This window comes from Nonomuraea sp. NPDC003560 (assembly GCF_042878785.1).
Taxonomy (GTDB): domain Bacteria; phylum Actinomycetota; class Actinomycetes; order Streptosporangiales; family Streptosporangiaceae; genus Nonomuraea.
The window spans coordinates 105,252-125,757 of the sequence record NZ_JBIAOF010000011.1 but is presented as its reverse complement, the minus strand read 5'-3'; the positions used below and the strand labels follow the sequence as shown (position 1 = coordinate 125,757).

Here is a 20,506-nt window from a genome sequence, read left to right as displayed (position 1 = left end):
CGGAACGGGGGCGGCCTCGCGCCACCCCCGTTTTCGCGGTACGTGCTTACTCGGCGGCGGCCTCGGCGCTCTCGCCCTCGCCCTCGGCCTCGGCGGTCTCGCCCTCGGCGGCCTCCGCGGCCTCCGCGGCGGGCTCCTCGGTCGGCTTGGCGATGACGTGGAGGACCACGGCCTCGGGGTCGGCGGCCAGCGTGGCGCCCGACGGCAGGTCGAGCTGCGCGGCGGTGATCACGGTGCCGACCTCCATGCCCTCGACGTCGACCTCGACGCCGGTCGGGATGTGGGTGGCCTCGGCCTCGACGGCCACCGAGACGAGCTGCTGGTCGAGCAGGCCCTCGGAGTTGACGTCGCCGGTGGTGGTGACCGGGATCTCGACGGTGACCTTCTCGCCGCGCTTGACCAGGAGCAGGTCGACGTGCTCGACGAAGCCCTTGATCGGGTCGCGCTGCACGCCCTTGGGCAGGGCCAGCTCGTCGACGCCGTCACCCTGGAGGCGGATCAGCACGTTGGGCGTGCGGAGGGCCAGCAGCACCTCGTGACCGGGCAGGGTCAGGTGCTTGGGGTCGATGCCGTGCCCGTAGAGGACGGCGGGCACCTTGTCGGCGCGGCGGATCTTGCGGGCGGCGCCCTTGCCGAACACCGTGCGCGGCTCGGCGGCGATACGTACTTCAGACATGACATCTCCTAGGGATGCAGAGATCGGATTGTGGCGCGCTCCCCCTCACCCGCCCTAGCGGAAGGCGTTACGAGCGCAACCCGTACAGCTTACTCGCTCAGGTGTCGCCCTCGAACAGGCTCGTGACGGAGCCGTCGGTGAAGACCTCGGTGACGGCGCGGGCGATGAGCGGCGCGATCGAGAGCACCGTCAGCTTGTCGAACCGCTTGGCCTCCGACAGCGGCAGCGTGTTGGTCACGATGACCTCGGAGATGCGCGAGTTCTTCAGCCGGTCGACGGCGGGGTCGGAGAAGACCGCGTGGGTGGCGGCGACGATGACGTTGGTGGCGCCCTGCTCGTAGAGGGCGTCGGCGGCCTTGCAGATCGTGCCGGCGGTGTCGATCATGTCGTCGATCAGCACGCAGGTGCGGCCGCTGACCTTGCCGACGACCTCGCTGACCTTCACGGAGTTGGCCACGTCGAGGTCGCGGCGCTTGTGGATGAAGGCCAGGGGCGTGCCGAGGGTGTCGGCCCAGCGCTCGGACAGGCGGACGCGGCCGGTGTCGGGCGAGACGACGGTCGTGTTCTCCAGGTCGAGCTTGTTCTTCAGGTAGCTCTCCAGGACCGGCATCGCGAACAGGTGGTCGACGGGACCGTCGAAGAAGCCCTGGATCTGCGAGGTGTGCAGGTCGATCGACATGAGCCGGTCGGCGCCGGCGGTCTTGAACAGGTCGGCCATCAGCCGGGCCGTGATGGGCTCGCGCCCGCGGCCCTTCTTGTCCTGGCGGGCGTAGCCGAAGAACGGCATGACCACGGTGATGCGCTTGGCCGAGGCCCGCTTGAGCGCGTCGACCATGATGAGCTGTTCCATGATCCACTTGTTGATGGGACCGGTGTGGCTCTGGATCACGAACGCGTCGCAGCCGCGGACGGACTCCAGGTAGCGGGCGTAGATCTCGCCGTTGGCGAAGTCGATCAGTTTGGTGGGGGTGAGTGAGACGCCGACGTGCTCGGCGACCTCTTCGGCCAGCTCTGGATAGGCCCGGCCGGAGAAGAGCATGAGGTTCTTCTCGCCCGGCTGTTTGATGCTGGTCACTGTTCGTTCTCCTGCTGTGCTCGCTCGGCCAGCGCCCGTTCGGCGGCGGCGGCCGACTTGGTGCCCGCGCGCTTGCGCAGGACCCATTTCTCGATGTTGCGCTGTCGCGCCCTGGCCACGCCCATCGCCCCTGGGGGTACGTCGCTGACGATCACGGACCCGGCCGCGGTGTTGGCGCCTTCGCCGATCGTCACGGGGGCGATGAGCATGGTGTCGCAGCCGACGAACGCGCCGTCGCCCACGGTGGTGTGGTGTTTGTCGACCCCGTCGTAGTTGACGAAGACGGTGGAGGCGCCGATGTTGACGTCTTCCCCGATGGTGGCGTCGCCGGCGTAGGTGAGGTGGGGCACCTTGGAGCGCTCGCCGACCTTGGTGTTCTTCATCTCGACGAACGTGCCCGCCTTCGACCTGCGGCTGAGCACGGTGCCGGGGCGCAGGTAGGCGTAGGGGCCGACGTTGGCCTCGGGGCCGATCTCGGCGCCGTCGCAGACCGCGTTGCGCACGACGGCGCGCTCGCCGACGCGGGTGTCGGTCAGCGTGGTGGCCGGGCCGACCTCGGCTCCGGCGCCGATGACCGTGCGGCCGTGGAGCTGGGTGCCGGGGTGGACGACGGCGTCGGGCCCGATCTCGACGCCCACGTCGACCCACGTGGTGGCCGGGTCGACGACGGTGACGCCGGCGCGCATGTGCTGCTCCAGCAGCCGCTGGTTGAGCACCTTGCGGGCGAAGGCGAGCTGGACGCGGTCGTTGACGCCCTCGACCTCGACGTAGTCGGCGGCCACGCAGGCGCCGACCCGGTGGCCGTCGCCGCGCAGGATGCCGAGGACGTCGGTGAGGTACTCCTCGCCCTGGGCGTTGTCGGTGGACACGCGCTTGACGGCGTCGGCGAGCAGCAGGCCGTCGAAGGCGTAGATGCCGGAGTTCATCTCCTTGATCGCGCGCTGCTCGTCGTCGGCGTCCTTCTCCTCGACGATCTCCAGCACGGCGCCGGAGGGGTCGCGGACGATCCGGCCGTAGCCGGTCGGGTCGGGCACCTCGGCCGTCAGCACGGTGACCGCGTTGCCGTCGGCGGCGTGCTTGGCCAGCAGCGTGGCGAGCGTGCGGGCCTGCATGAGCGGCACGTCGCCGTAGGTGACCAGGATCGTGCCGGCGATCGTGCCGACCTCTTCGAGCACGGTGCGGACGGCGTGGCCGGTGCCGCGCTGCTCACGCTGGACGACGGCGCGCGCGTCGGGGCTGGTGGCGGCCAGATGACCGCCGACCTGTTCGAGCGCGTGGCCGATGACCACGATGAGCCGCTCGGGATCGAGGTCGCGGGCGGCGGCGAGCATGTGGTCGACCAGCGCGCGGCCGCACAGCTCGTGGAGGACTTTCGGGGTCTGGCTCTTCATCCGGGTGCCCTCGCCCGCGGCGAGGACGATGACGGCTGCCGGGCGCGGCACACTCACGGACTGAGGCTCCCTGTGACTGGACGGATCAGGGTCGTCGGCGCGGCTACCGCGCCGCAACCCTCCCGACACCGTGAGGATACCTGCCCGGTTCGGAACTCTCTCGCGCGGGGAGTCGCGGGATGGCTGTCAAGGCTCCCGGAAGAGGACTCGAACCCCTACAAAGTGGACCAAAACCACTTGTCCTGCCGATTAGACGATCCGGGACGGACCGGACGCCGTGGCGTCCGACACACAGCCCTACGATACCGAGCCCGCACGGGCGTATGCGCCCCCAATTCTCTCGCACATCTCCAGTGCCGCGAATACCGGGGACACGCGGGGGTAGTCGGCGCGCTGGCCATATAACAGACCACCCCAAAAGCCGCAAGCCACGAAACCCACTCACCTGGGCGCGCCGGCCGTCAGCTAAGCGACATCCACACTTAGGGCTTCCTTACTTACGATGGCGTAGGTTACGGTGGCGTAGCCTGGACAATCATCCTCATACATGTCGTTGGAGGTAGCCCATGACCGTTCTCGCCGAGCGTTCCTCCCCCGCCCCGAAGCCCGACTTCGAAGAAGAACCGAAGTCCAGGGCAGAGATCATCACGTTCGCACTCGTGGTCGGACTGCCCCTGGTCGCGCTCGCGGCGGCGGTCCCGCTGGCCTGGGGATGGGGACTCGGCTGGACGGACATCGTCATCGCCTTCGTCTTCTACGTCGTCTCCGGGCTCGGCGTCACCGTCGGGCTCCACCGCTACTTCACGCACGGCTCGTTCAAGGCCAAGCGGCCGCTGAAGATCGCGATGGGCATCGCGGGCAGCCTGTCGCTGGAGATGTCCGTGCTGGACTGGGTGGCCACGCACCGCAAGCACCACAAGTTCTCCGACAAGGAGGGCGACCCGCACTCGCCGTGGCGCTTCGGCCCCGGCTTCAGGTCGATGTCCAAGGGCCTGCTGTACGCCCACATGGGCTGGCTGTTCGAGAGCGAGCGCACCAACCGCGAGAAGTACGCCCCCGACCTGTGCAAGGACGAGGACATCCAGAAGCTGCACAAGTGGTTCCCCACGCTGGCCCTCGTCTCCGTCCTGCTGCCCGGCGTGCTCGGCCTGCTGCTGACCTGGTCCTGGCAGGGCGGCCTGACCGCGCTGTTCTGGGGCTCGCTGATCCGCATCGGCCTGCTGCACCACGTGACCTGGTCGATCAACTCGATCTGCCACGTCTTCGGCGAGGAGTCCTTCCAGACGCGTGACAAGTCGCGCAACGTCTGGTGGCTGGCCATCCCGTCCTTCGGCGAGTCCTGGCACAACCTGCACCACTCCGACCCCACCTGCGCCCGGCACGGCGCGCTCAAGGGCCAGATCGACCTCAGCGCCGGCCTGATCCGCCTGTTCGAACGGGCGGGCTGGGTGTACGACGTGCGCTGGCCGACGCCAGAACGCCTGGCGGCGAAGCGCATTGCCTGACGAGAATCAGCCGATGAACGGCCATTCGTCCGTGGCCGTCATTATGGAACCCGTGACGGAACCCCGATCTCGCAGGCGCATGTCCGGTAGAGAGCGCAGAGAGCAGCTGATCCGGATCAGCCGCACGCTGTTCGCCGAGAAGGGGTTCGACGGGACCTCTATAGAGGAGATAGCCGCCACCGCGCAGGTGTCGAAGCCTGTGGTGTACGAGCATTTCGGCGGCAAGGAAGGCGTCTACGCGGTCGTCGTCGACCGCGAGATGCAGAAGCTGCTGGGCATGATCACCTCGGCCCTCGCCGCCTCCCACTCCCTCATCAAGCTGGAGCGGGCCGCCCTGGCCCTGCTCCAGTACATCGAGGAGAGCAGCGAGGGCTTCCGCATCCTGGTGCGCGACTCGCACGCGGCCTCGGGCACGGGCACGTTCGCCAGCCTGATCAGCGAGATCGCCAGCCAGGTCGAGGACGTCCTGGCCGACGAGTTCGCCGGCCGCGGCTACGACCCCAAGCTCGCTCCGATGTACGCCCAGATGCTGGTCGGCATGGTCGCGCTGACCGGCCAGTGGTGGCTGGACGTGCGCAAGCCGGGCCGCGAGGAGGTCGCCGCGCACCTGGTGAACCTGGCGTGGAACGGACTGACCGGGCTGAACCCGAGCCCGGTCATCTCGGTGGCCACCCGCAACCAGGCCGCAGCCGCCGCCAAACCGCGCGTCAGCGACAAGGATCTGCGCGAATTCGAGAAGGCCCGCGAGAAGGAGCTCAAGGAAGCCGAGAAGCTTCGCCAGCGAGAGTTGCGTGACGCGGAGAAAGCCCGGGTACGAGAGTTGAAGGAGCGCGAGCGGCTGCTGAAGGAGGCGGAGAAGGCCCGCGAGCGCGAGGAGAAGATCCGTCAGCGGGAGGCCAGGCTCGCCGAGCGCGCCGCACGCCTGGAGCAGGCCGAACAGCCAGAGTGAGTTCGTTGCGGCTACGTTAACGTTCCGTTCAACCAATCGGGGCAATATAGGCCATATGTCCGCGGAACCGCTGCAATCGGGAAACGACCTGCCCCTGCCACAGGAGCGGTTCCTCAACCGCGAGGAAAGCTGGCTCCAGTTCAACGAGCGCGTCCTCGAACTGGCCGAGGACCCGTCGATCCCGCTGCTCGAACGGGTGCGCTTCCTGGCCATCTTCGCCAGCAACCTGGACGAGTTCTTCCGCGTACGGGTGGCCGGCCTCAAGCGGCGCATGGCCACCGGGCTGCTGCTGCGCACCAAGAGCGGGCTGAAGCCGCGCGAGGAGCTGGCCCGGATCGCCACGATCGCCGACTCCCTGGCCAAGCGGCACGCCGCCGCCTTCCACGACCGCGTCTGCCCCCAGCTCGCGACCGAGGGCATCGAGATCGTCCGGTGGGACGACCTGGGCCGCGAGGAGCGCACGGAGCTGCGCAAGCTGTTCAGGGAGCGGATCAGGCCGGTGCTGACGCCGCTGGCGGTCGACCCGGCGCACCCGTTCCCCTACATCTCCGGGCTCAGCCTCAACCTGGCCGTGCTGGTGCGCAACCCGATCACCGACCACACCGTCTTCGCGCGGGTGAAGGTGCCCTCGCAGCTCCCCCGGTTCGTGCCGGCGTCGAAGGACCGGTTCGTGCCGCTGGAGGACGTCATCGCGGCGCACCTCGGCCAGCTGTTCAAGGGCATGGAGATCCTCCAGCACCACGTCTTCCGCGTCACCAGGAACGAAGACCTCGACGTCGACGAGGACGTCACCGAGAACCTCATGCAGGCGCTGGAGAAGGAGCTGCTCAAGCGGCGGTTCGGGCCGCCCGTGCGGCTGGAGGTCGAGGAGACGATCACGCCGGAGGTGCTGGCCCCGCTCATCGAGGAGCTGGAGCTGGCCCCGCACGAGATCTACCGGCTGCCCGGCCCGCTCGACCTGACCGGCCTGCACGCCATCGCCGACCTCGACCGCGGCGAGCTGAGCTTCCGCCCGTTCGTGCCGGCCGAGGTGATCAACGCCGAGGACGACCTCTTCTCCACCCTGCGCGAGCGCGACGTGCTGCTGCACCACCCGTACGACTCGTTCGCGACCAGCGTGCAGCGTTTCATCGAGGTGGCCGCGGCCGACCCTCGGGTGCTGGCGATCAAGCAGACCCTCTACCGGACCAGCGGCGAGTCCCCCATCGTCGACGCGCTGATCGACGCGGCCGAGGCGGGCAAGCAGGTCGTCGTGGTCGTGGAGATCAAGGCCCGTTTCGACGAGCACGCCAACATCTCCTGGGCCAGGAAGCTGGAGCGGGCCGGCTGCCACGTGGTCTACGGCGTGGTCGGCCTGAAGACCCACTGCAAGCTGGCCCTCGTCGTACGGCAGGAGCCCTCGGGCGAGCTGCGCCGCTACTGCCACATCGGCACCGGCAACTACAACCCCAAGACGGCCCGCCAGTACGAGGACTTCGGCCTGCTCACCGCCGACCCGCTGGTGGGCGAGGACGTCACCGACCTGTTCATCCACCTGACCGGCTACTCCAACCACTCGGCCTACCGCCGGCTGCTGGTCGCGCCGCACTCGATGCGCAGCGGCCTGCTGGCCAGGATCGACCGGGAGATCGCCCACCAGCAGGCGGGCCGCCCGGCGCGGATCAGGATCAAGACGAACTCGCTGGTGGACGAGCCGATCATCGACGCGCTCTACCGGGCGTCCAGGGCGGGGGTGCCGGTGGACCTGTGGGTGCGCGGAATCTGCATCCTTCGCCCCGGAATCCCCAATCTGTCCGAAAATATCCGCGTAAGGTCGGTTTTGGGGCGCTTTTTGGAGCACTCCCGCGTGTACGAGTTCGGCCTCGGCAGGCGTCCCGAGGTGTGGATCGGCAGCGCCGACCTGATGCGCAGGAACCTCGACCGCCGGGTCGAGGCGCTGGTCAAGGTGACCTCCCAGCAGCACAAGGCGTACCTGATCGAGCTGATGGACCTGGCCATGGCCGACACCACGAACGCGTGGTGGCTCAACTCCGACGGCACCTGGATCCGCCACCAGGGCGAGGACCTGCAGAGCCATCTCGTGGGCACCAGGCGATGGAGGACCGTTGACGACTGACCTGCTCCGGGCCGCCGGAGCCGTGGTCTGGAGGGGCGCGGAGAGCAGCCCCGAGGTGGCGGTGATCCACCGCCCGCGCTACGACGACTGGACCTTCCCCAAGGGCAAGCTGGAGAGCGGCGAGCACGTCATCGCCGCCGCCCTGCGCGAGGTCACCGAGGAGACCGGCCTGACGGCCGTCCTGGGCCGGGCCCTGCCGCCGATCCACTACCTCAGCGGCGGCCGGCTCAAGCGCGTCGACTACTGGACGGCGCGGGTCGCCTCCGACGCCGGCTTCGAGCCGGGCGACGAGGTCGACGGGCTGCGCTGGCTGCCCGTCGACCGGGCTCGCGAGCTGCTGACCTACGAGTGGGACGCCGGGCTGCTGCGCGCCCTGGCCGCCGCGCCGCTCGCGACCGTGCCGCTGGTGCTCGTCCGGCACGCCACGGCCGGGTCCAGGAGCCGGTGGGACGGCGACGACGCGCTGCGCCCGCTGGACGACCACGGCGGCTCCCAGGCCGCCGCCCTGGCCACCGCGCTGCCCGCGTACCGGCCCGAGCTGCTGGTCAGCTCGCCCAGCCGGCGGTGCGTCCAGACGCTGGAGCCGTACGCGGCCGAGATCAGGGCCGAGATCAGGACCGAGCCGCTGCTCAGCGAGGAGGGCCAGGACCCGCACAAGACGCCGGAACTGGTCGGCGACCTCGCCGTGCCCGCCGCCGTGTGCAGCCACGGCAAGGTCCTGCCACACCTGATCCACGCGCTGAGCGGCAAGGACGTGCACCTGCGCAAGGGCGCGTTCGCGGTGCTGCACCGGGTCGGCGGGCACGTCGTCGGCGTGGAGCGTTACGCGACCTGACGGCTCACCAGGTGACCGGCAGACGGGCGAACCCCTGGGTGATCCTGCCCTCGTTGCGCGGCAGCTCGGCGACGGGGACGGCCAGGCGCAGTCCGGGGAGCCGCTGGAACAGCCGGCTGAACACCGCCTCCAGCTCCACCCTGGCCAGGCTCGCGCCGATGCAGAACCGCGGGCCGTACCCGAAGGCGAGATGCGGGTCGGCCGGAGGACGGCCGATGACGAAGGTGTCGGGATCGGGATAGACCTGTTCGTCCCGGTTCGCCACGCCGGTGTTGAGGACGACGGCCTCGCCGCGGCGGATCGTGCGGCCGTCGATCTCGATGTCCTCGTGGGCGTACCTGGGCAGGCCGTGCAGGCTCGGCACGGCCATGCGCAGGATCTCCTCGACCGCGGCGGGCGCGAGCCCGGGGTCCGACCGCAGCAGGTCGAGCTGGCCGGGGTTGGCCAGCAGCAGGAGCACGCCGTGGTCGATGCGGTTGACGGTGGTCTCGTGCCCGGCGAACAGCAGACCGGCGGCCAGCTCGGCGATCTTGCCGTCGTCGTCCAGCTCGCCCGCCAGGTCCGACAGGACGTCCTCGGCCGGTTCGTGCCGTTTGCGGGCGATCAGCCCGGCCATGTAGGCGCTCAGCTCCGCCCGTGCCGCGACGCCGGCCGCCTCGTCCTGGAGGTCGGCCATGCGGGCGGACACGCCGCTGAAGTACTCCCTGTCCTCGTACGGGACGCCGAGCAGCCGGCAGATGACCAGCACGGGCAGCGGGAAGGAGAGCTCGGCATGCAGGTCGGCCGGCGGCGTCAGCCCGGCCAGGCGATCCAGCCGCTCCTCGACCAGGACGCCGACCTCGCCGGCCAGCCGCCTCATCCGCCGGGCCGAGAAGGAGGGCGCGAACAGCCTGCGCAGGCGCTCGTGGTCGGCCTTCTCGGTGGCGGCCTCGCCCTGCGGCCCGCCGAGCAGGGCCGAGTTCGACACGCGCGGCGCCCGCTCGGGCTCGGGGTGGGAACGTCCCAGCCGGCTGTCGGTGAACAGCCTGCGCGCCTGCTCGTAGCCGGTGACCAGCCAGACCTCGTCGCCCACCGAGGTGCGCACCCGCGCGATGCCCTCCCTCGCCCGCAGCTCCCGGTAGGCCGACGGAACGTCGAGGGGGTCGCTGCGCGCGAAGGGTATTGCCGGAAGGTTCGTCATAGAACCTTCTTAACCGCCTTCACGGTCTCCGCCCAGACTCTGGGGAAATCGGCCTCGGCGCGTTCGGCGGTGTTGCGTTCGATCCCGATCAGCAGCCCGTACGTGAAGGTGTCCTCGCCCGCCTGCCGGGCGCCCTCGGCCTCCTTGGCCAGCGTCTCCTGGGCGACCACGCCGTCCCGGTGCGCCCCCAGCACCTCCTGGACGTTCTCGGCCAGCTCGGCCAGCCTGGCCATGCCCTTGCCGAGGGTGGGTTCGAGGGCTTCGGCGGTGTATCGAGCGCGTTTGGCCGCCTTGCGGACGTCGTGCAGGGCGATCTCGCGGCGTCCGGGGTCCTCAGTAGCCTGGGCTACCTCGTACGCCCTGGTCACGCGGTCCCAGCCGGCGGCGGCGAGGGCGGTGAGCTTGTCCTTCGCCGGCTTGGCGGCGGCCTTGCCCAGTTCGGGCGTGGCGATCAGGGCGTCGAGGGCGTCCAGGAGGGTGTAGTAGCGGTCGCCGCTGAGCGCGTCCTTGATGCGCTCGTACGCCTCCTGCTCGCGGACGCGCAGGTCCGCGCCGAGCCGGGTCTGGATGGGGCCGGTGACCAGCTCGGGGGCGAGGCCGGACAGCTCCCCGGCGAACCTGGCCCTGATCACCTCCAGGTCGCGGGCCTCGCCGAGCACCGTGCCGAGCCAGCGCAGCTCCTCCTGGACCTGCTCCGTGCCGGTCACCACCGACTTGAACGCCTTGAGCGCGCTGCGCAGCCTGCGCGAGGCCACCCGCATCTGGTGGACGGCGTCCTCCTCGGCCCTGCGCACCCGCGGATCCTGGCTGAGGAGGGCGGCGACCTGGCCCGACAGGTAGTCGATGACGGTCTCGCCCGCCGTGCCGGGTTCGGTGGCGGCCCTGGCGGGCGGGGCGGGTTCGAGGAGCCGGGCGAGCTTGCTGGCGCTGCCCGCCGGGCTCGCCCCGGCCTTGCGCAGCCGTTTGCCCACCTTGGCCAGCAGGTCGCGCCGATCCTCGGCCAGCAGCTCGGCCTCGACCTCGCGCCACCGCAGCACCTTGCCGTCCCGGTGGTCGGTGCCCTTCACCCGGTCGTCGGCGATCTCGACCAGCCGGGTGCCGCCGTCGTGCAGCAGGGTGACGCTGCGTCGGGTGTCGAGCTCGGCCACCACCTGGAGCTCCGCGCCCCTGGCGTAGGCCCGGACGAGTTCGGCCAGCTCCGGCGGCACGACCTTGGTGCTGCGGGTGAGCGGGCAGGTGATCTCCTGGCGCACGCCCCTGGCCTTGGGCAGCTTCAGGTGCCAGCCCGCGTCGTCGCCGCCGCGCCTGCGTCTGAGCGTGACGCCGCGCGCGGCCAGCCGCAGGTCGGCCGTGTCGTAGTAGAGCGCCACGAGCTGATGACTGCGCGGGCCCGTGACCTGGGCCAGGCCGCTCAGGTCCGGGATCGTGTAGTCGGTCGGAACGTCGAACTTGTCCTCGATCTCGATGCCCACTGCACCTCACAAGTGTCCGATATCGGACCATGATGCCACCTGCAGGTGAACATCACACGGCCTGCAGGAGCTCGATGCGGTTGCCCACGGGGTCCGTGACGTAGACGCGGCGGTAGCCCGGGAAGAGGTCGTCGGGCACCGCGCCGGGGATCCTGGCGGCGTAGGCGTCGAGGTCCTCGACCAGGAACGCCGGGTGGGCCTTGCGCGCGGGCCTGAAGTCGTCCTCGATGCCGAGGTGGATCTCCACGCTGTCGCCGCGGAACCAGGCGCCGCCGCGTCTGGCCAGCTCCGGCGGCTTGGGGACCTCGCGCAGGCCGAGCACGTCGCCGTAGAAGGCGCGCAGCTCGGGCTCGCTGCCTTTGGGCGCGGCGAGTTGGACGTGGTGCAGGGATTTGATCGTCATCTTTGGGTCTCCACGGGTCGTTTCCGGGCCCGGTCGTTTCTGGGCCCCGGTCATTTCTGGGCGACTACGAAGATTCGGCGGAAGGGGAAGGGGGTGCCGTAGCTTCTGGCCGGGTAGGCCTCGGCGAGCGGCCCGGCCAGGTCGGCCTTGAACCGCCGCTGCTCCGCCGGGTCGAGCCGGTCGAAGATCGGGCGCAGGGCCGTGCCGGAGACCCAGTCGAGGACCGGGTTCTCGCCCTGGAGCAGGTGCACGTACGTGGTCTCCCAGGCGTCCACCTGGCAGCCGCCGTCGTTGAGGAAGTCGAGATACTGGATCGGGTCGTCCACCGGGTTGGTCCTGTTGAGGTCGCTGAGCCGGTCGGACCAGGCGCGGGAGGCGCACAGCTCGCGGATGGCGACGTGGCTCGGGGCGTCGAAGTTGCCCGGCACCTGGAAGGCCAGCCAGCCGCCGGGGGCCAGCTCCTCCAGCCAGTGTTCGAGCACGCCGTGGTGGGAGGGCACCCACTGCAGGACGGCGTTGGAGACGATCACGTCCATGGGGCGGTCGGGGTGCCAGGTGTCGACGTCGGCCACGGCGAAATGCACCGAGCCGGTGAGCTTGCGAGCCTTGCTGATCATCGCAGGCGAGGCGTCGAAGCCCTCGACGGTGGCGTCCGGCCAGCGTTCGGCCAGCATGACGGTGAGTTCGCCGCTGCCGCAGCCCGCGTCCACGACATAATCGGGAGCCACCGCACCGACTCTGGATATCAGCTCGATGAACGGCCGCGACCGCTCGTCGGCGTAGACGGCGTAGGTCACCGGGTCCCAGATATCTCTTGACATAGAGATAATTGATATCGAGAGAGATATCTCGATGTCAAGACAGTAGACTCTGTGTCATGACGCCACAGGATGACGAGGTCGACCGGCTGGTCGCGGCATGGCGGATCGAGCGGCCCGATCTCGACGTCGAGCCCCTCCAGGTCCTCTCCAGGGTGTCACGGCTGGCCAAACATCTCGACCGCGCCAGGCGGGCGGCGTTCGCCGAACATGATCTGGAACCTTGGGAGTTCGACGTGCTCACCGCGTTGCGGCGGGCCGGGAAGCCGTACGAGCTGAGCCCCGGGGCCCTGCTACGGGCCACACTGGTGACGTCCGGGACGATGACCAACCGCATCGACCGGCTCGCGCAGGCGGGTCTGGTGCGACGGCGGCCCGACCCCGAGGACCGGCGCGGCGTGCTGGTGTCGCTGACGGACACGGGGGTGGCGCGGGTGGACGCGGCGTTCGCCGACCTGCTGCGGCGTGAGCGCGACCTGCTCTCCGGCCTCCAACCCGCCGACCAGCGTTCCCTCGCCGCCCTCCTCCGCCTGCTCCTCGCCCCCTTCGACTCCCCCCAATAACCCCTCTACGAGCTTTTACGCACGCTCTTCCGGCGGGCGGCACCCATTTCGGGGACCTCAGGGCCACGGCCGCCCGGCGACTGAGGCCCGGCGACGGAGGCCCGGCGACTGAGGCCGCCACGTCGGCCACTGCCTTGCGGCCCGCACCGGCGACCGCGCCGGGCCGGTCTGCCGACGGGCCAGTCTGCCGACGCCGCCTCTCCCGTGGCCGTCGAACCGGCGCGGACCCTCGCGCGCGAGAGCGTGGCGAGGGTCAGTCGCCGAGGCGGTCGGCCACTTCGAGCCATTCCGCCTCGACCGTGTCCTTCTGGGCCAGGACGTCGCGGAGCTGGGCGTCGAGGGTGCCCAGCTTGGCGTAGTCGCTGGCTGCTTCGGCCATGGCGGCGTGCAGGCGGGCCTCCTGGTCGCCGAGCTTGTCGAGCTGGCGTTCCAGGCGGCTGAGTTCCTTGCGGAGCTCGCGTTCCTCCTTGGCCGACAGCCCGGTCTCCGGCTGCGCGCCCGACGACGCCGCGACCGGGGCCGGAGCACCGGACGCCGGGGCAGGCGCGCTGCCGATCCGGGCGGTCACCGCCGTGCCGGCGCTGCGGCGTTCGAGGTATTCGTCGACCCCGCCCGGCAGCATCACCAGCTTGCCGTCACCCAGCAGGGCCACGCACCGGTCGGTCACCCGCTCCAGGAAGTAGCGGTCGTGGCTCACCAGGATCAGCGTGCCCGGCCAGCCGTCCAGCAGGTCTTCGAGCTCGTTGAGCGTCTCGATGTCGAGGTCGTTGGTGGGCTCGTCGAGGAGCAGCACGTTGGGGTCGTCCATCAGCAGGCGCAGCAGCTGAAGCCGCCGCCGCTCGCCGCCGGACAGGTCGCCGATGACCTTCCACTGCGCGTCGCCCTTGAAGCCCAGACGCTCCAGCAACTGGGACGCCGTCCACTCCCGCTTGCCCAGCTGGAGGTACTTGCGGATCTCCTCCACCGACTCCAGCACCCGCCGCGACGGGTCGAGCTCGGTCAACTCCTGGGACAGATGCGCCAGACGTACGGTCTTGCCGCGGATCACCCGGCCCGAGTCCGGCTGGACGCCGTCGGCGAGCAACCGCAGCACCGACGACTTGCCCGACCCGTTGACGCCGATCAGACCGATCCGGTCGCCCGGCCCGAACTGCCACGTGCAGTGATCGAGCACCAGCGGCCCGTCGCCGGGGCCGCCCGCGTGCAGGGTGACGTCTTCCAGGTCGTAGACGGTCTTGCCGAGCCTGGCCGCGGCGAACCGCATCAGCTCGACGGTCTCCCGCGCCGGCGGCTCGTTCGCGATCAGGGCCTGCGCGGCGTCGATCCGGAACTTCGGCTTGGACGTGCGGGCGGGCGGACCGCGCCGCAGCCAGGCGATCTCCTTGCGCATGAGGTTCTGGCGGCGTTCCTCGGCCGCCTGCGCGATGCGCGCCCGCTCGGCCTTGGCCAGCACGTACGCGGCGTAGCCGCCCTCGTAGCGCTCGACCCGGCCGTCGACGACCTCCCACGTGCGGGTGGAGACGGCGTCGAGGAACCAGCGGTCGTGGGTCACGACCAGCAGGGCGCTCTTCCTGGTCGCCAGGTGGGCGGCGAGCCAGGCGATCGCCTCGATGTCGAGGTGGTTGGTGGGCTCGTCGAGCATGACCAGGTCGTGGTCGTCGATGAGCAGACGGGCCAGCGCCGTCCGCCTGCGCTCGCCACCGGACAGCGCGGAGGCCTTGGCGCTGAGGTCGAGGTCGCCGATCAGGTTCGCCAGGATCTCGCGGACCTGCTGGTCACCTGCCCATTCGTGCTCAGCCCTGTCCCCCAGGACGAGCTGGGTCACGGTGGCCTCGGGGTCGAGGGTGTCCTGCTGGGACAGGAACCCGACCCGCAGCCCGCGCGTGTGGGTGACCCGGCCGCTGTCGGGACGCACGTCGCCGGCGATGACCGACATCAGGGTCGTCTTACCGCCCCCGTTGCGGCCGACGACGCCGATGCGCTCCCCGGCCTCGATGCCCAGGGAGACGTCGCTGAGGAGCGGCTTGGGCCCGTAGGCATGGGAGACCGACTCAAGGTTGACCAGATTCATGACGTGTCCAGGGTATCGGTCCCCTCAACCGCTTCCCGACGCCCACGACGTCCCTTGATCGTCTACGGGCCAGGGATTGCCGGACGGAATGCCCATCTTGAGCGCCCGGCTCACGTCCGCCCCCTGGAGGCGTCGCCCCGGCGCGACGAAACGTTGGCCCCCTCCCACGCCATGCCCAGCGGGACGACCCCAACGGACGCCCCCAGCGGGGCGACCTCAGCGGGGCGGCCTGTGCGGGGCTGGCGTGGCGGGGGCCATTGAGGGCGGGTTAGAGCAGGGTGGCGCCGGTTACGGGGCCGTGGGCGGCGACCGTGGTGGTGGCGGCGCCTGTGGCGGTGAGGCTGTTGGCGAGGTCGCGGGCGTGGGTGGCGTCGATGGCCAGGAAGGCGCACGTGGGGCCGGAGCCGGAGACGATCGCGCCCAGCGCGCCGTGCTGGCGCCCGCTGTCGAGGGTCGTGGCGAGCTCGGGACGCAGGGCCAGGGCGGCGGCCTGGAGGTCGTTGCTCAGATGGGCGCCCAGGGCGTACGCGTCGCCGGTGCCGAGGGCCTCGATGAGCGGGGCGTCGAGCTCGGGCCAGGGCACGCGGGCGTTCGAAGCCTCGCGCTGGCGGTCGCACTCCGCGTAGACCTTGGCGGTCGAGAGGCCGCCGTCGGCCAGCGCGAACACCCAGTGGAACGTGCCGCCCGTGGGCAGCTCGCTGAGCTGCTCGCCGCGGCCGGTGCCGACCGCCGTGCCGCCGAGCAGCGAGAACGGTACGTCGCTCCCCAGGTCTCCGGCGATCTCCATGAGGTCCTCGAAGGGCAGGCCGAGCCCCCAGAGCTCGTTGCAGGCCACGAGGGCCCCCGCCGCGTCGGCGCTGCCGCCCGCCATGCCGCCGGCGACCGGGATGGCCTTCTCGATGATCAGGTCGGCGCCGTACGAGCGGCCCGCGTGCTTGGCGAGGGCGCGGGCGGCGCGGATGGCGAGGTTGTCGTCGTCGACGGGCACCTGGTCGGACCATCTGCCGTTGACCGTGACGGTGATCGACTCGGCCTCCTTCGCGACCACCTCATCGAAGATCGACACTGCGTGGAAGACATTGACCAGGTCGTGGTAGCCATCTTCCCGGAGCGGGCCGACTGAAAGCTGCACGTTGACCTTCGCGGGCACACGTACGGTCACCGAACTCATCGATCTTCTGCCACTTTCATCGCTTGCCGGGGTCAAGGACACTCGATGTTATCGGGGTGGGGTGCGCTGACATGCGGTTCTCGGAATTAGACGTGTGAGATGACCGACTGCGGGCCACGCAGAGTGAGGGTTCGTCCTCCTTTCGGCCGATCAGGTGGTCATACGCCGACATTGCCGTCTTTCTGCCACCGCCTTCTCTTCGGGCCGACCTTCTCTCCGGAACGGCGCCTTGCCCTCCATGGGCGCCGCCGATGGCCCGGACCGCACCGGGGAAGCTGCTTCGGCGGCGTCGCGGCCGTTGTGGGCGTTGTGGGCGTTGTGGGCGTTGTGGGCGTTGTGGGCGTTGTGGGCGTTGTGGGCGTTGTGGGCGTTGTGGGCGTTGTGGGCGGTGGTGCAACAGGCGGGCTGGTCCCGGACATTTACCTCTGTGTCCGGCACCTTTCGCTAGGAGAACTTGTGACACAGCGAGATCGCTTCGAGGCGGTCTACGACACGAACTACCCGGCGACACAGCAGTACGCCGCCCGCCGTACCGTCGCCGCGATCGAACGGTGTCGGCGTCACCGCAGGCGCTCGCTCAGGGTTCACGCATGGCCGTGTTCCCAGGCCCAGGCGGCTATGCCCACGCGGTTGCGCACACCGAGCTTGCGCTGGACGTTGGCCACGTGGGTCCTGGCGGTGCCCGCCGAGATGAACAACTCGGCGGCGATTTCGGGGTTGGATCTCCCCGCGGCGACCAGCTTGACGATCTCCAGCTCGCGGTCGCTCAGCGGCTGTTCACCCGGTACGCCGGTACGAGCGGGTGACGGGGTGAGATGGCGCAGCAACCGTACGGTCACCGAAGGACTGATCAAGGCATCGCCGGCGGCTGCCGCTCTGATGCCCTCCACGAGGAGCACCGGCCCCGCGTGTTTGAGCAGAAAACCGCAGGCTCCTGCACGGAGGGCGGCGTGCACGTACTCATCGAGGTCGTAGGTGGTCACGACGATCACCCGCATCGGCGATGGCGTCTCGGGGCCGGCCAGGCGCCGGGTGAGTTCGAGCCCGTCCATGCGCGGCATGCGGATGTCGGCGACGACCACGTCCGGCCGGAGCTCGCGGGCGAGGTCGAGCGCGGCCACGCCGTCCGCTGCCTCGCCCACCACCTCCAAGTCCGGCTGGGCGGCGAGGATCGTGCGGAAGCTGCGCCGGATGGCCGGCTGATCGTCGGCGATCAGAACCCGGATGGTCATGGGAACACCGCCTTCACGACCCAGCCGCCGCCGACGGCGCGGCCCGAGGTGAACGTGCCGCCCAGCGCCTGCACCCGCTCGGCCAGCCCGGCCAGGCCGACGCCGGCGCGTTCGGCGGACGGCAGGCGCGGCAGGGCCTGGTCGCGTGCATGGTCGGCCACGGTGACAACGACCGGCCCCGTCTCGTCGCTCACCTGAATGGTGACGCTCGACCCGGCCGGCGCGTGCTTCCTGACGTTGGTGAGCGCCTCCACGACGATGCGGTAGGTCGTGGTCGCGACCTCGCGCGGCACCGGGCCGGACGGTTCGACGCGCATCTCGGTGTCGGGGAAGCCCGCGTCGGCGAAACGCCGTACCAGATCGGGCAGGTCGTCGAGGCCAGGCAGCGGCTCGGCGGGGGCGCTGTCGCCCTCCAGCTCGCGCAGCATGCGTACGGTCCGGTCCATCGACGCCAGCGCCCGCGAGCCGTCCTCCTCGATCGCCCGCAGTGCACCCACGGCCTCGGACGGATCGCGGTCAAGCAGGATCTGCGCCGCCTGTGCCTGCAGGACCATGGCGCTGACGTCGTGGGCGACGAAATCGTGCAGGTCGCGGGCAAGCTGCAGCCGCTGGGCGCGGCGGGCCTGCCTGACCGCCTCGACCCGGCGCCGATCGAGGGCACGGAGATAGGCGCCGAGGCCGACTGCGCCTGCCGTGCCGATGGACCAGAAGAGAGTGAGGGCGACCGCGTCGAGGCCCGACGGCGGTGGCTGGGTGATCTGCAACGCCAGGAGCGCTTCGGAGATCGCGGCCACCCCCACCGCCGGGACCGCCTGCCGTACGGCGGCCCAGCGCACGGTCAGCGTCATCAACGTGAGCACGGCGACCGTGTGAACGTAGGTCGACGGTCCGCCCGCGGTGCCGGGATCGGCCAGCCAGACGAGCGTGCACGCCGCGCCGATCACACCGGCGGCCGCCGTGATCGCCGCGAGGCGGGGGCGTGCCCTCGGCCACCGGACAAGCCACATGGCTGCGGCTGTGAGCACCGCGGGCACGACGACGAGCGGGCTCGGGAGCGGCCACAGGACGAACGCGAGCGCGAGCACGCCGGCCACCAGCCCGCCTGCGAGAAGTCTCATGGGCGGCACCTTAGAGCAGCGCCGGTGCCGGCGAATCAGCCGATCGGCAGATGTCTTCCTCGCCGCGCGAGCGCAGTCTGGGTGCTGATTCCAGAGGCCAGGAGGCTGCGATGGTACGGAAACCGATGTCCGGCGTGCTGCTGTCAGGCGCCGTTTACGGAGCACTCGGGCAGGGCGCGGGCCGGCAGAAGCAGACGCGGGAGAGATGGCTGCTGGCCGGTCTCGCCGCCGACGCCGGATGAATCACCAAGATCGAGTACACGCCGGCTACTCATCCGGACAGTCCTGGAGGTAGAACCATGACGATCAACTTGCTGCACAAAGCTCCGGCCGCCAGCGACACCGAACGGCCCGTCCCGCGCTGGGCCCTGCGTGCCGCCTACGCGCTTCCCTGGCTGGTGCTTCCTTCGTGTTTGTGGAGGCTGCCGTTCGCCTTCAACTTCCCCATGGGTCAAGTCCACGACACGGACATGCCGGCGCTGTGGATCATCAGGCTTCCGTACATCTTCGGGCTCAGCGTGTTGTCGGAGCTGGCGGCCTTGCTGTGCATCGGCCTCGTGCGCCGGTGGGGAGAGGTCGTCCCGAATTGGATCCCGTTCCTCGGGGGGCGTCGCGTACGGCCGATGGCCGCGATCATCCCCGCGGTGGCCGGGGGTGCGATCTTGTCGGTGCTGCCGGTACAGACGGTGCTTCAATGGGTCGGAACCGTTGACCAGGTCGCTTACGAGAACGTCTGGTGGGAAATCCTGGCCGCGGCATGCATCAGCCCGCTGAACCTGTGGGGCCCGATCGTGCTCGCCCTGGCCTACGCCTACGATCGGCGCCGCCGCCACACCTGAGCCTTTGTCGGCAGGCTCTGAGAGCTGAACGTGCGGGATTTGGCCGAGGCGGACGTGGGTGGCGGCGGGCACGGTGTGCCCCCGTCCGGGACGACGGCCTGCGGGGCCTTTATGCGGCACTCGTCGATCTGGTTCAGCAGAGTTTGTGGTGGTCGGCATTGGTTCGTCCTTGGGATGCTGAGAGGACTACTTGATGTGGAGGTGCTCGTGTCCGAGGTGACGGTTGTCGAGGTGCCGCAGTGGCGGGGGTCCGGGGCTCGTACGGCTGAGCGGCTGCGGGAGGGGGCCCGGCTGGTTGCGGAGATGGTGGACGCGGATCGTCGGATTCAGGTCGAGGTCGATGACGATGATCTGGTGGTCACTGCTTCCAGGGTTCGGGCTGCGGTCGTCGAGGCTGGGTGGGACGGGCTTCTGGTCACCGCGGGTGGGGACTGCGGTGTCGAACTGGAGCCGGTGGCCGCGGCGCGGCGGAGGTTCGGGGATGGGCTGGTCGTCGTCTGGTTCGATGCGCATGGGGATCTGAACACGCCGGAGTCGTCACCGTCGGGGGCCTTTCACGGCATGGTCCTGAGGGCGTTGACCGGTGAAGGGCCTGACGGGCTGGTGGCCGGGCAGCCGGTCGGGGCCGGGCAGGTCGTGCTGGCGGGGGTGCGTGATCTGGATGTGGCCGAGGTCGCGTTCGTCGAGGCTCGGGGTGTGCGGTGGGTGCGGGCGGCGGATGCGGAGGGTCTGGTCGAGGCTGTCGGTGCTGCGGCGGCGGCGGGCGGGGAGCGGACGGCTGTTTATGTGCATGTCGACTTCGATGTGCTGGATCCGCAGATCTTCGGGAGCGTGGGGTCTCCTACGCCTGAGGGGTTCCGGCCTGAGGAGCTTCTGGAGCTGGTGAGGGCCATCGCGGAGCGGTTCGAGGTGGTGGGGTTGGGGCTCATGGAGTATGAGCCGGCGGGGGCTGAGGATCAGGCGTTGCTCGCGTCGGTGGTGAAGGAGTTGGTGGCGGTCTGCGCCGGGCGGTAGGTGGCGCTCGCGGCGGAGCGGCCCTCTTGGGTGCTGGTCGGGGCGCGCGCTCACCTGCGGTGCTGGTCAGGGTCAGTG

General features: G+C 70.2%; 20 protein-coding genes and 1 tRNA gene. 9 read left to right on the top strand and 12 right to left on the bottom strand.

From position 1 onward, the window contains the following. Window positions 1-46: 46 nt before the first annotated feature. The 4 genes from ACFYUV_RS36130 to ACFYUV_RS36115 all read right to left on the bottom strand — a co-directional run bounded on the left by ACFYUV_RS36130 (window position 47) and on the right by ACFYUV_RS36115 (window position 3,406). Window positions 47-676 (bottom strand): 50S ribosomal protein L25/general stress protein Ctc, encoded by a 630-nt coding sequence (locus ACFYUV_RS36130; protein WP_364337693.1) that lies wholly within the window; start codon window positions 674-676, stop codon window positions 47-49. A 97-nt stretch (window positions 677-773) separates the two neighbouring features. Further along, entirely contained in the window at window positions 774-1,751 is a 978-nt protein-coding gene (locus tag ACFYUV_RS36125) for a ribose-phosphate diphosphokinase (RefSeq protein WP_352321976.1), read from the bottom strand. Further along, window positions 1,748-3,199: a bifunctional UDP-N-acetylglucosamine diphosphorylase/glucosamine-1-phosphate N-acetyltransferase GlmU gene (gene glmU, locus ACFYUV_RS36120; RefSeq protein WP_352353030.1), complete on the bottom strand. Its 1,452-nt coding sequence runs from the start codon at window positions 3,197-3,199 to the stop codon at window positions 1,748-1,750. Before glmU ends, ACFYUV_RS36125 begins: the two co-directional genes overlap by 4 nt. 135 nt (window positions 3,200-3,334) lie before the next feature. Then, window positions 3,335-3,406: transfer RNA gene (locus ACFYUV_RS36115), tRNA-Gln, on the bottom strand. Between the two features lie 302 nt (window positions 3,407-3,708). On the opposite strand from ACFYUV_RS36115, the gene ACFYUV_RS36110 reads away from it, so the two are divergent. Genes ACFYUV_RS36110 through ACFYUV_RS36095 form a run of 4 tightly spaced genes read left to right on the top strand, consistent with a single transcriptional unit; the run spans window position 3,709 to window position 8,547 of the window. Further along, window positions 3,709-4,647, top strand: a complete 939-nt coding sequence (locus ACFYUV_RS36110; protein ID WP_387676929.1) for an acyl-CoA desaturase — start codon at window positions 3,709-3,711, stop codon at window positions 4,645-4,647. Between the two features lie 43 nt (window positions 4,648-4,690). Next, window positions 4,691-5,596 (top strand): TetR family transcriptional regulator, encoded by a 906-nt coding sequence (locus ACFYUV_RS36105; RefSeq protein WP_387677467.1) that lies wholly within the window; start codon window positions 4,691-4,693, stop codon window positions 5,594-5,596. 55 nt (window positions 5,597-5,651) lie between these two features. After that, a complete protein-coding gene (locus ACFYUV_RS36100) occupies window positions 5,652-7,712 on the top strand; it encodes an RNA degradosome polyphosphate kinase (RefSeq protein WP_387676927.1) in 2,061 nt (686 codons plus the stop codon). Next, the gene (locus ACFYUV_RS36095) at window positions 7,702-8,547 is read left to right on the top strand and encodes an NUDIX domain-containing protein (RefSeq protein WP_387676924.1); all 846 of its coding nucleotides are present in this window, start codon (window positions 7,702-7,704) and stop codon (window positions 8,545-8,547) included. Before ACFYUV_RS36100 ends, ACFYUV_RS36095 begins: the two co-directional genes overlap by 11 nt. Window positions 8,548-8,551: 4 nt before the next feature. Here the strand turns inward: ACFYUV_RS36095 and ACFYUV_RS36090 are convergent, their stop codons facing one another. The 4 genes from ACFYUV_RS36090 to ACFYUV_RS36075 are packed head-to-tail and all read right to left on the bottom strand — an operon-like array spanning window position 8,552 to window position 12,423. Continuing rightward, on the bottom strand, window positions 8,552-9,727 hold the full coding sequence (locus tag ACFYUV_RS36090) for a cytochrome P450 (protein ID WP_387676921.1): 1,176 nt from the start codon (window positions 9,725-9,727) through the stop codon (window positions 8,552-8,554). Continuing rightward, a complete protein-coding gene (locus tag ACFYUV_RS36085) occupies window positions 9,724-11,199 on the bottom strand; it encodes a CHAD domain-containing protein (RefSeq protein WP_387676918.1) in 1,476 nt (491 codons plus the stop codon). The genes ACFYUV_RS36090 and ACFYUV_RS36085 overlap by 4 nt, the downstream gene beginning before the upstream one ends. A gap of 52 nt (window positions 11,200-11,251) precedes the next feature. After that, window positions 11,252-11,602, bottom strand: a complete 351-nt coding sequence (locus tag ACFYUV_RS36080) for a glyoxalase (protein WP_387676915.1) — start codon at window positions 11,600-11,602, stop codon at window positions 11,252-11,254. A 50-nt stretch (window positions 11,603-11,652) separates the two neighbouring features. Then, window positions 11,653-12,423 (bottom strand): trans-aconitate 2-methyltransferase, encoded by a 771-nt coding sequence (locus ACFYUV_RS36075; protein WP_387676912.1) that lies wholly within the window; start codon window positions 12,421-12,423, stop codon window positions 11,653-11,655. 56 nt (window positions 12,424-12,479) lie between these two features. Between ACFYUV_RS36075 and ACFYUV_RS36070 the strand changes: the two genes are divergently transcribed. Beyond that, window positions 12,480-12,983: a MarR family transcriptional regulator gene (locus tag ACFYUV_RS36070; RefSeq protein WP_352321957.1), complete on the top strand. Its 504-nt coding sequence runs from the start codon at window positions 12,480-12,482 to the stop codon at window positions 12,981-12,983. 253 nt (window positions 12,984-13,236) lie between these two features. Here ACFYUV_RS36070 and ACFYUV_RS36065 read toward each other — a convergent pair whose 3' ends face one another. Further along, on the bottom strand, window positions 13,237-15,054 hold the full coding sequence (locus ACFYUV_RS36065) for an ABC-F family ATP-binding cassette domain-containing protein (protein WP_387676909.1): 1,818 nt from the start codon (window positions 15,052-15,054) through the stop codon (window positions 13,237-13,239). A 268-nt stretch (window positions 15,055-15,322) separates the two neighbouring features. After that, window positions 15,323-16,225 carry a 4-(cytidine 5'-diphospho)-2-C-methyl-D-erythritol kinase gene (locus ACFYUV_RS36060; protein WP_352321954.1) on the bottom strand — a complete coding sequence of 301 codons (903 nt, stop codon included), beginning with the start codon at window positions 16,223-16,225 and terminating at the stop codon, window positions 15,323-15,325. A gap of 238 nt (window positions 16,226-16,463) precedes the next feature. Between ACFYUV_RS36060 and ACFYUV_RS36055 the strand changes: the two genes are divergently transcribed. Further along, window positions 16,464-16,673, top strand: a complete 210-nt coding sequence (locus ACFYUV_RS36055) for a hypothetical protein (protein ID WP_387676906.1) — start codon at window positions 16,464-16,466, stop codon at window positions 16,671-16,673. A 136-nt stretch (window positions 16,674-16,809) separates the two neighbouring features. Here ACFYUV_RS36055 and ACFYUV_RS36050 read toward each other — a convergent pair whose 3' ends face one another. After that, window positions 16,810-17,457, bottom strand: a complete 648-nt coding sequence (locus ACFYUV_RS36050) for a response regulator (protein ID WP_387676903.1) — start codon at window positions 17,455-17,457, stop codon at window positions 16,810-16,812. Next, a complete protein-coding gene (locus ACFYUV_RS36045) occupies window positions 17,454-18,575 on the bottom strand; it encodes a sensor histidine kinase (protein ID WP_387676900.1) in 1,122 nt (373 codons plus the stop codon). The genes ACFYUV_RS36050 and ACFYUV_RS36045 overlap by 4 nt, the downstream gene beginning before the upstream one ends. 110 nt (window positions 18,576-18,685) lie before the next feature. Here ACFYUV_RS36045 and ACFYUV_RS36040 point away from each other — a divergent pair, with 110 nt between their 5' ends. From ACFYUV_RS36040 to ACFYUV_RS36030, 3 genes are all read left to right on the top strand, one after another. Further along, window positions 18,686-18,817, top strand: a complete 132-nt coding sequence (locus ACFYUV_RS36040) for a hypothetical protein (RefSeq protein ID WP_387676897.1) — start codon at window positions 18,686-18,688, stop codon at window positions 18,815-18,817. A gap of 57 nt (window positions 18,818-18,874) precedes the next feature. Beyond that, a complete protein-coding gene (locus ACFYUV_RS36035; protein ID WP_387676894.1) occupies window positions 18,875-19,414 on the top strand; it encodes a hypothetical protein in 540 nt (179 codons plus the stop codon). 195 nt (window positions 19,415-19,609) lie between these two features. Further along, the gene (locus tag ACFYUV_RS36030) at window positions 19,610-20,428 is read left to right on the top strand and encodes an arginase family protein (RefSeq protein WP_387676891.1); all 819 of its coding nucleotides are present in this window, start codon (window positions 19,610-19,612) and stop codon (window positions 20,426-20,428) included. Window positions 20,429-20,506: the final 78 nt, after the last annotated feature.

Bases quoted from the DNA above. Each gene is read 5' to 3' on its own strand.
- ACFYUV_RS36105 (WP_387677467.1), top strand. From the start codon at position 4,691: ATGGAACCCGTGACGGAACCCCGATCTCGCAGGCGCATGTCCGGTAGA.
- ACFYUV_RS36080 (WP_387676915.1), bottom strand. From the start codon at position 11,602: ATGACGATCAAATCCCTGCACCACGTCCAACTCGCCGCGCCCAAAGGC.
- ACFYUV_RS36040 (WP_387676897.1), top strand. From the start codon at position 18,686: ATGGTACGGAAACCGATGTCCGGCGTGCTGCTGTCAGGCGCCGTTTAC.
- ACFYUV_RS36130 (WP_364337693.1), bottom strand. From the start codon at position 676: ATGTCTGAAGTACGTATCGCCGCCGAGCCGCGCACGGTGTTCGGCAAG.
- ACFYUV_RS36035 (WP_387676894.1), top strand. From the start codon at position 18,875: ATGACGATCAACTTGCTGCACAAAGCTCCGGCCGCCAGCGACACCGAA.
- ACFYUV_RS36060 (WP_352321954.1), bottom strand. From the start codon at position 16,225: ATGAGTTCGGTGACCGTACGTGTGCCCGCGAAGGTCAACGTGCAGCTT.
- ACFYUV_RS36065 (WP_387676909.1), bottom strand. From the start codon at position 15,054: ATGAATCTGGTCAACCTTGAGTCGGTCTCCCATGCCTACGGGCCCAAG.
- ACFYUV_RS36100 (WP_387676927.1), top strand. From the start codon at position 5,652: ATGTCCGCGGAACCGCTGCAATCGGGAAACGACCTGCCCCTGCCACAG.
- ACFYUV_RS36070 (WP_352321957.1), top strand. From the start codon at position 12,480: ATGACGCCACAGGATGACGAGGTCGACCGGCTGGTCGCGGCATGGCGG.
- ACFYUV_RS36090 (WP_387676921.1), bottom strand. From the start codon at position 9,727: ATGACGAACCTTCCGGCAATACCCTTCGCGCGCAGCGACCCCCTCGAC.
- ACFYUV_RS36110 (WP_387676929.1), top strand. From the start codon at position 3,709: ATGACCGTTCTCGCCGAGCGTTCCTCCCCCGCCCCGAAGCCCGACTTC.
- ACFYUV_RS36045 (WP_387676900.1), bottom strand. From the start codon at position 18,575: ATGAGACTTCTCGCAGGCGGGCTGGTGGCCGGCGTGCTCGCGCTCGCG.
- ACFYUV_RS36050 (WP_387676903.1), bottom strand. From the start codon at position 17,457: ATGACCATCCGGGTTCTGATCGCCGACGATCAGCCGGCCATCCGGCGC.
- ACFYUV_RS36055 (WP_387676906.1), top strand. From the start codon at position 16,464: ATGGGCGCCGCCGATGGCCCGGACCGCACCGGGGAAGCTGCTTCGGCG.
- ACFYUV_RS36075 (WP_387676912.1), bottom strand. From the start codon at position 12,423: ATGTCAAGAGATATCTGGGACCCGGTGACCTACGCCGTCTACGCCGAC.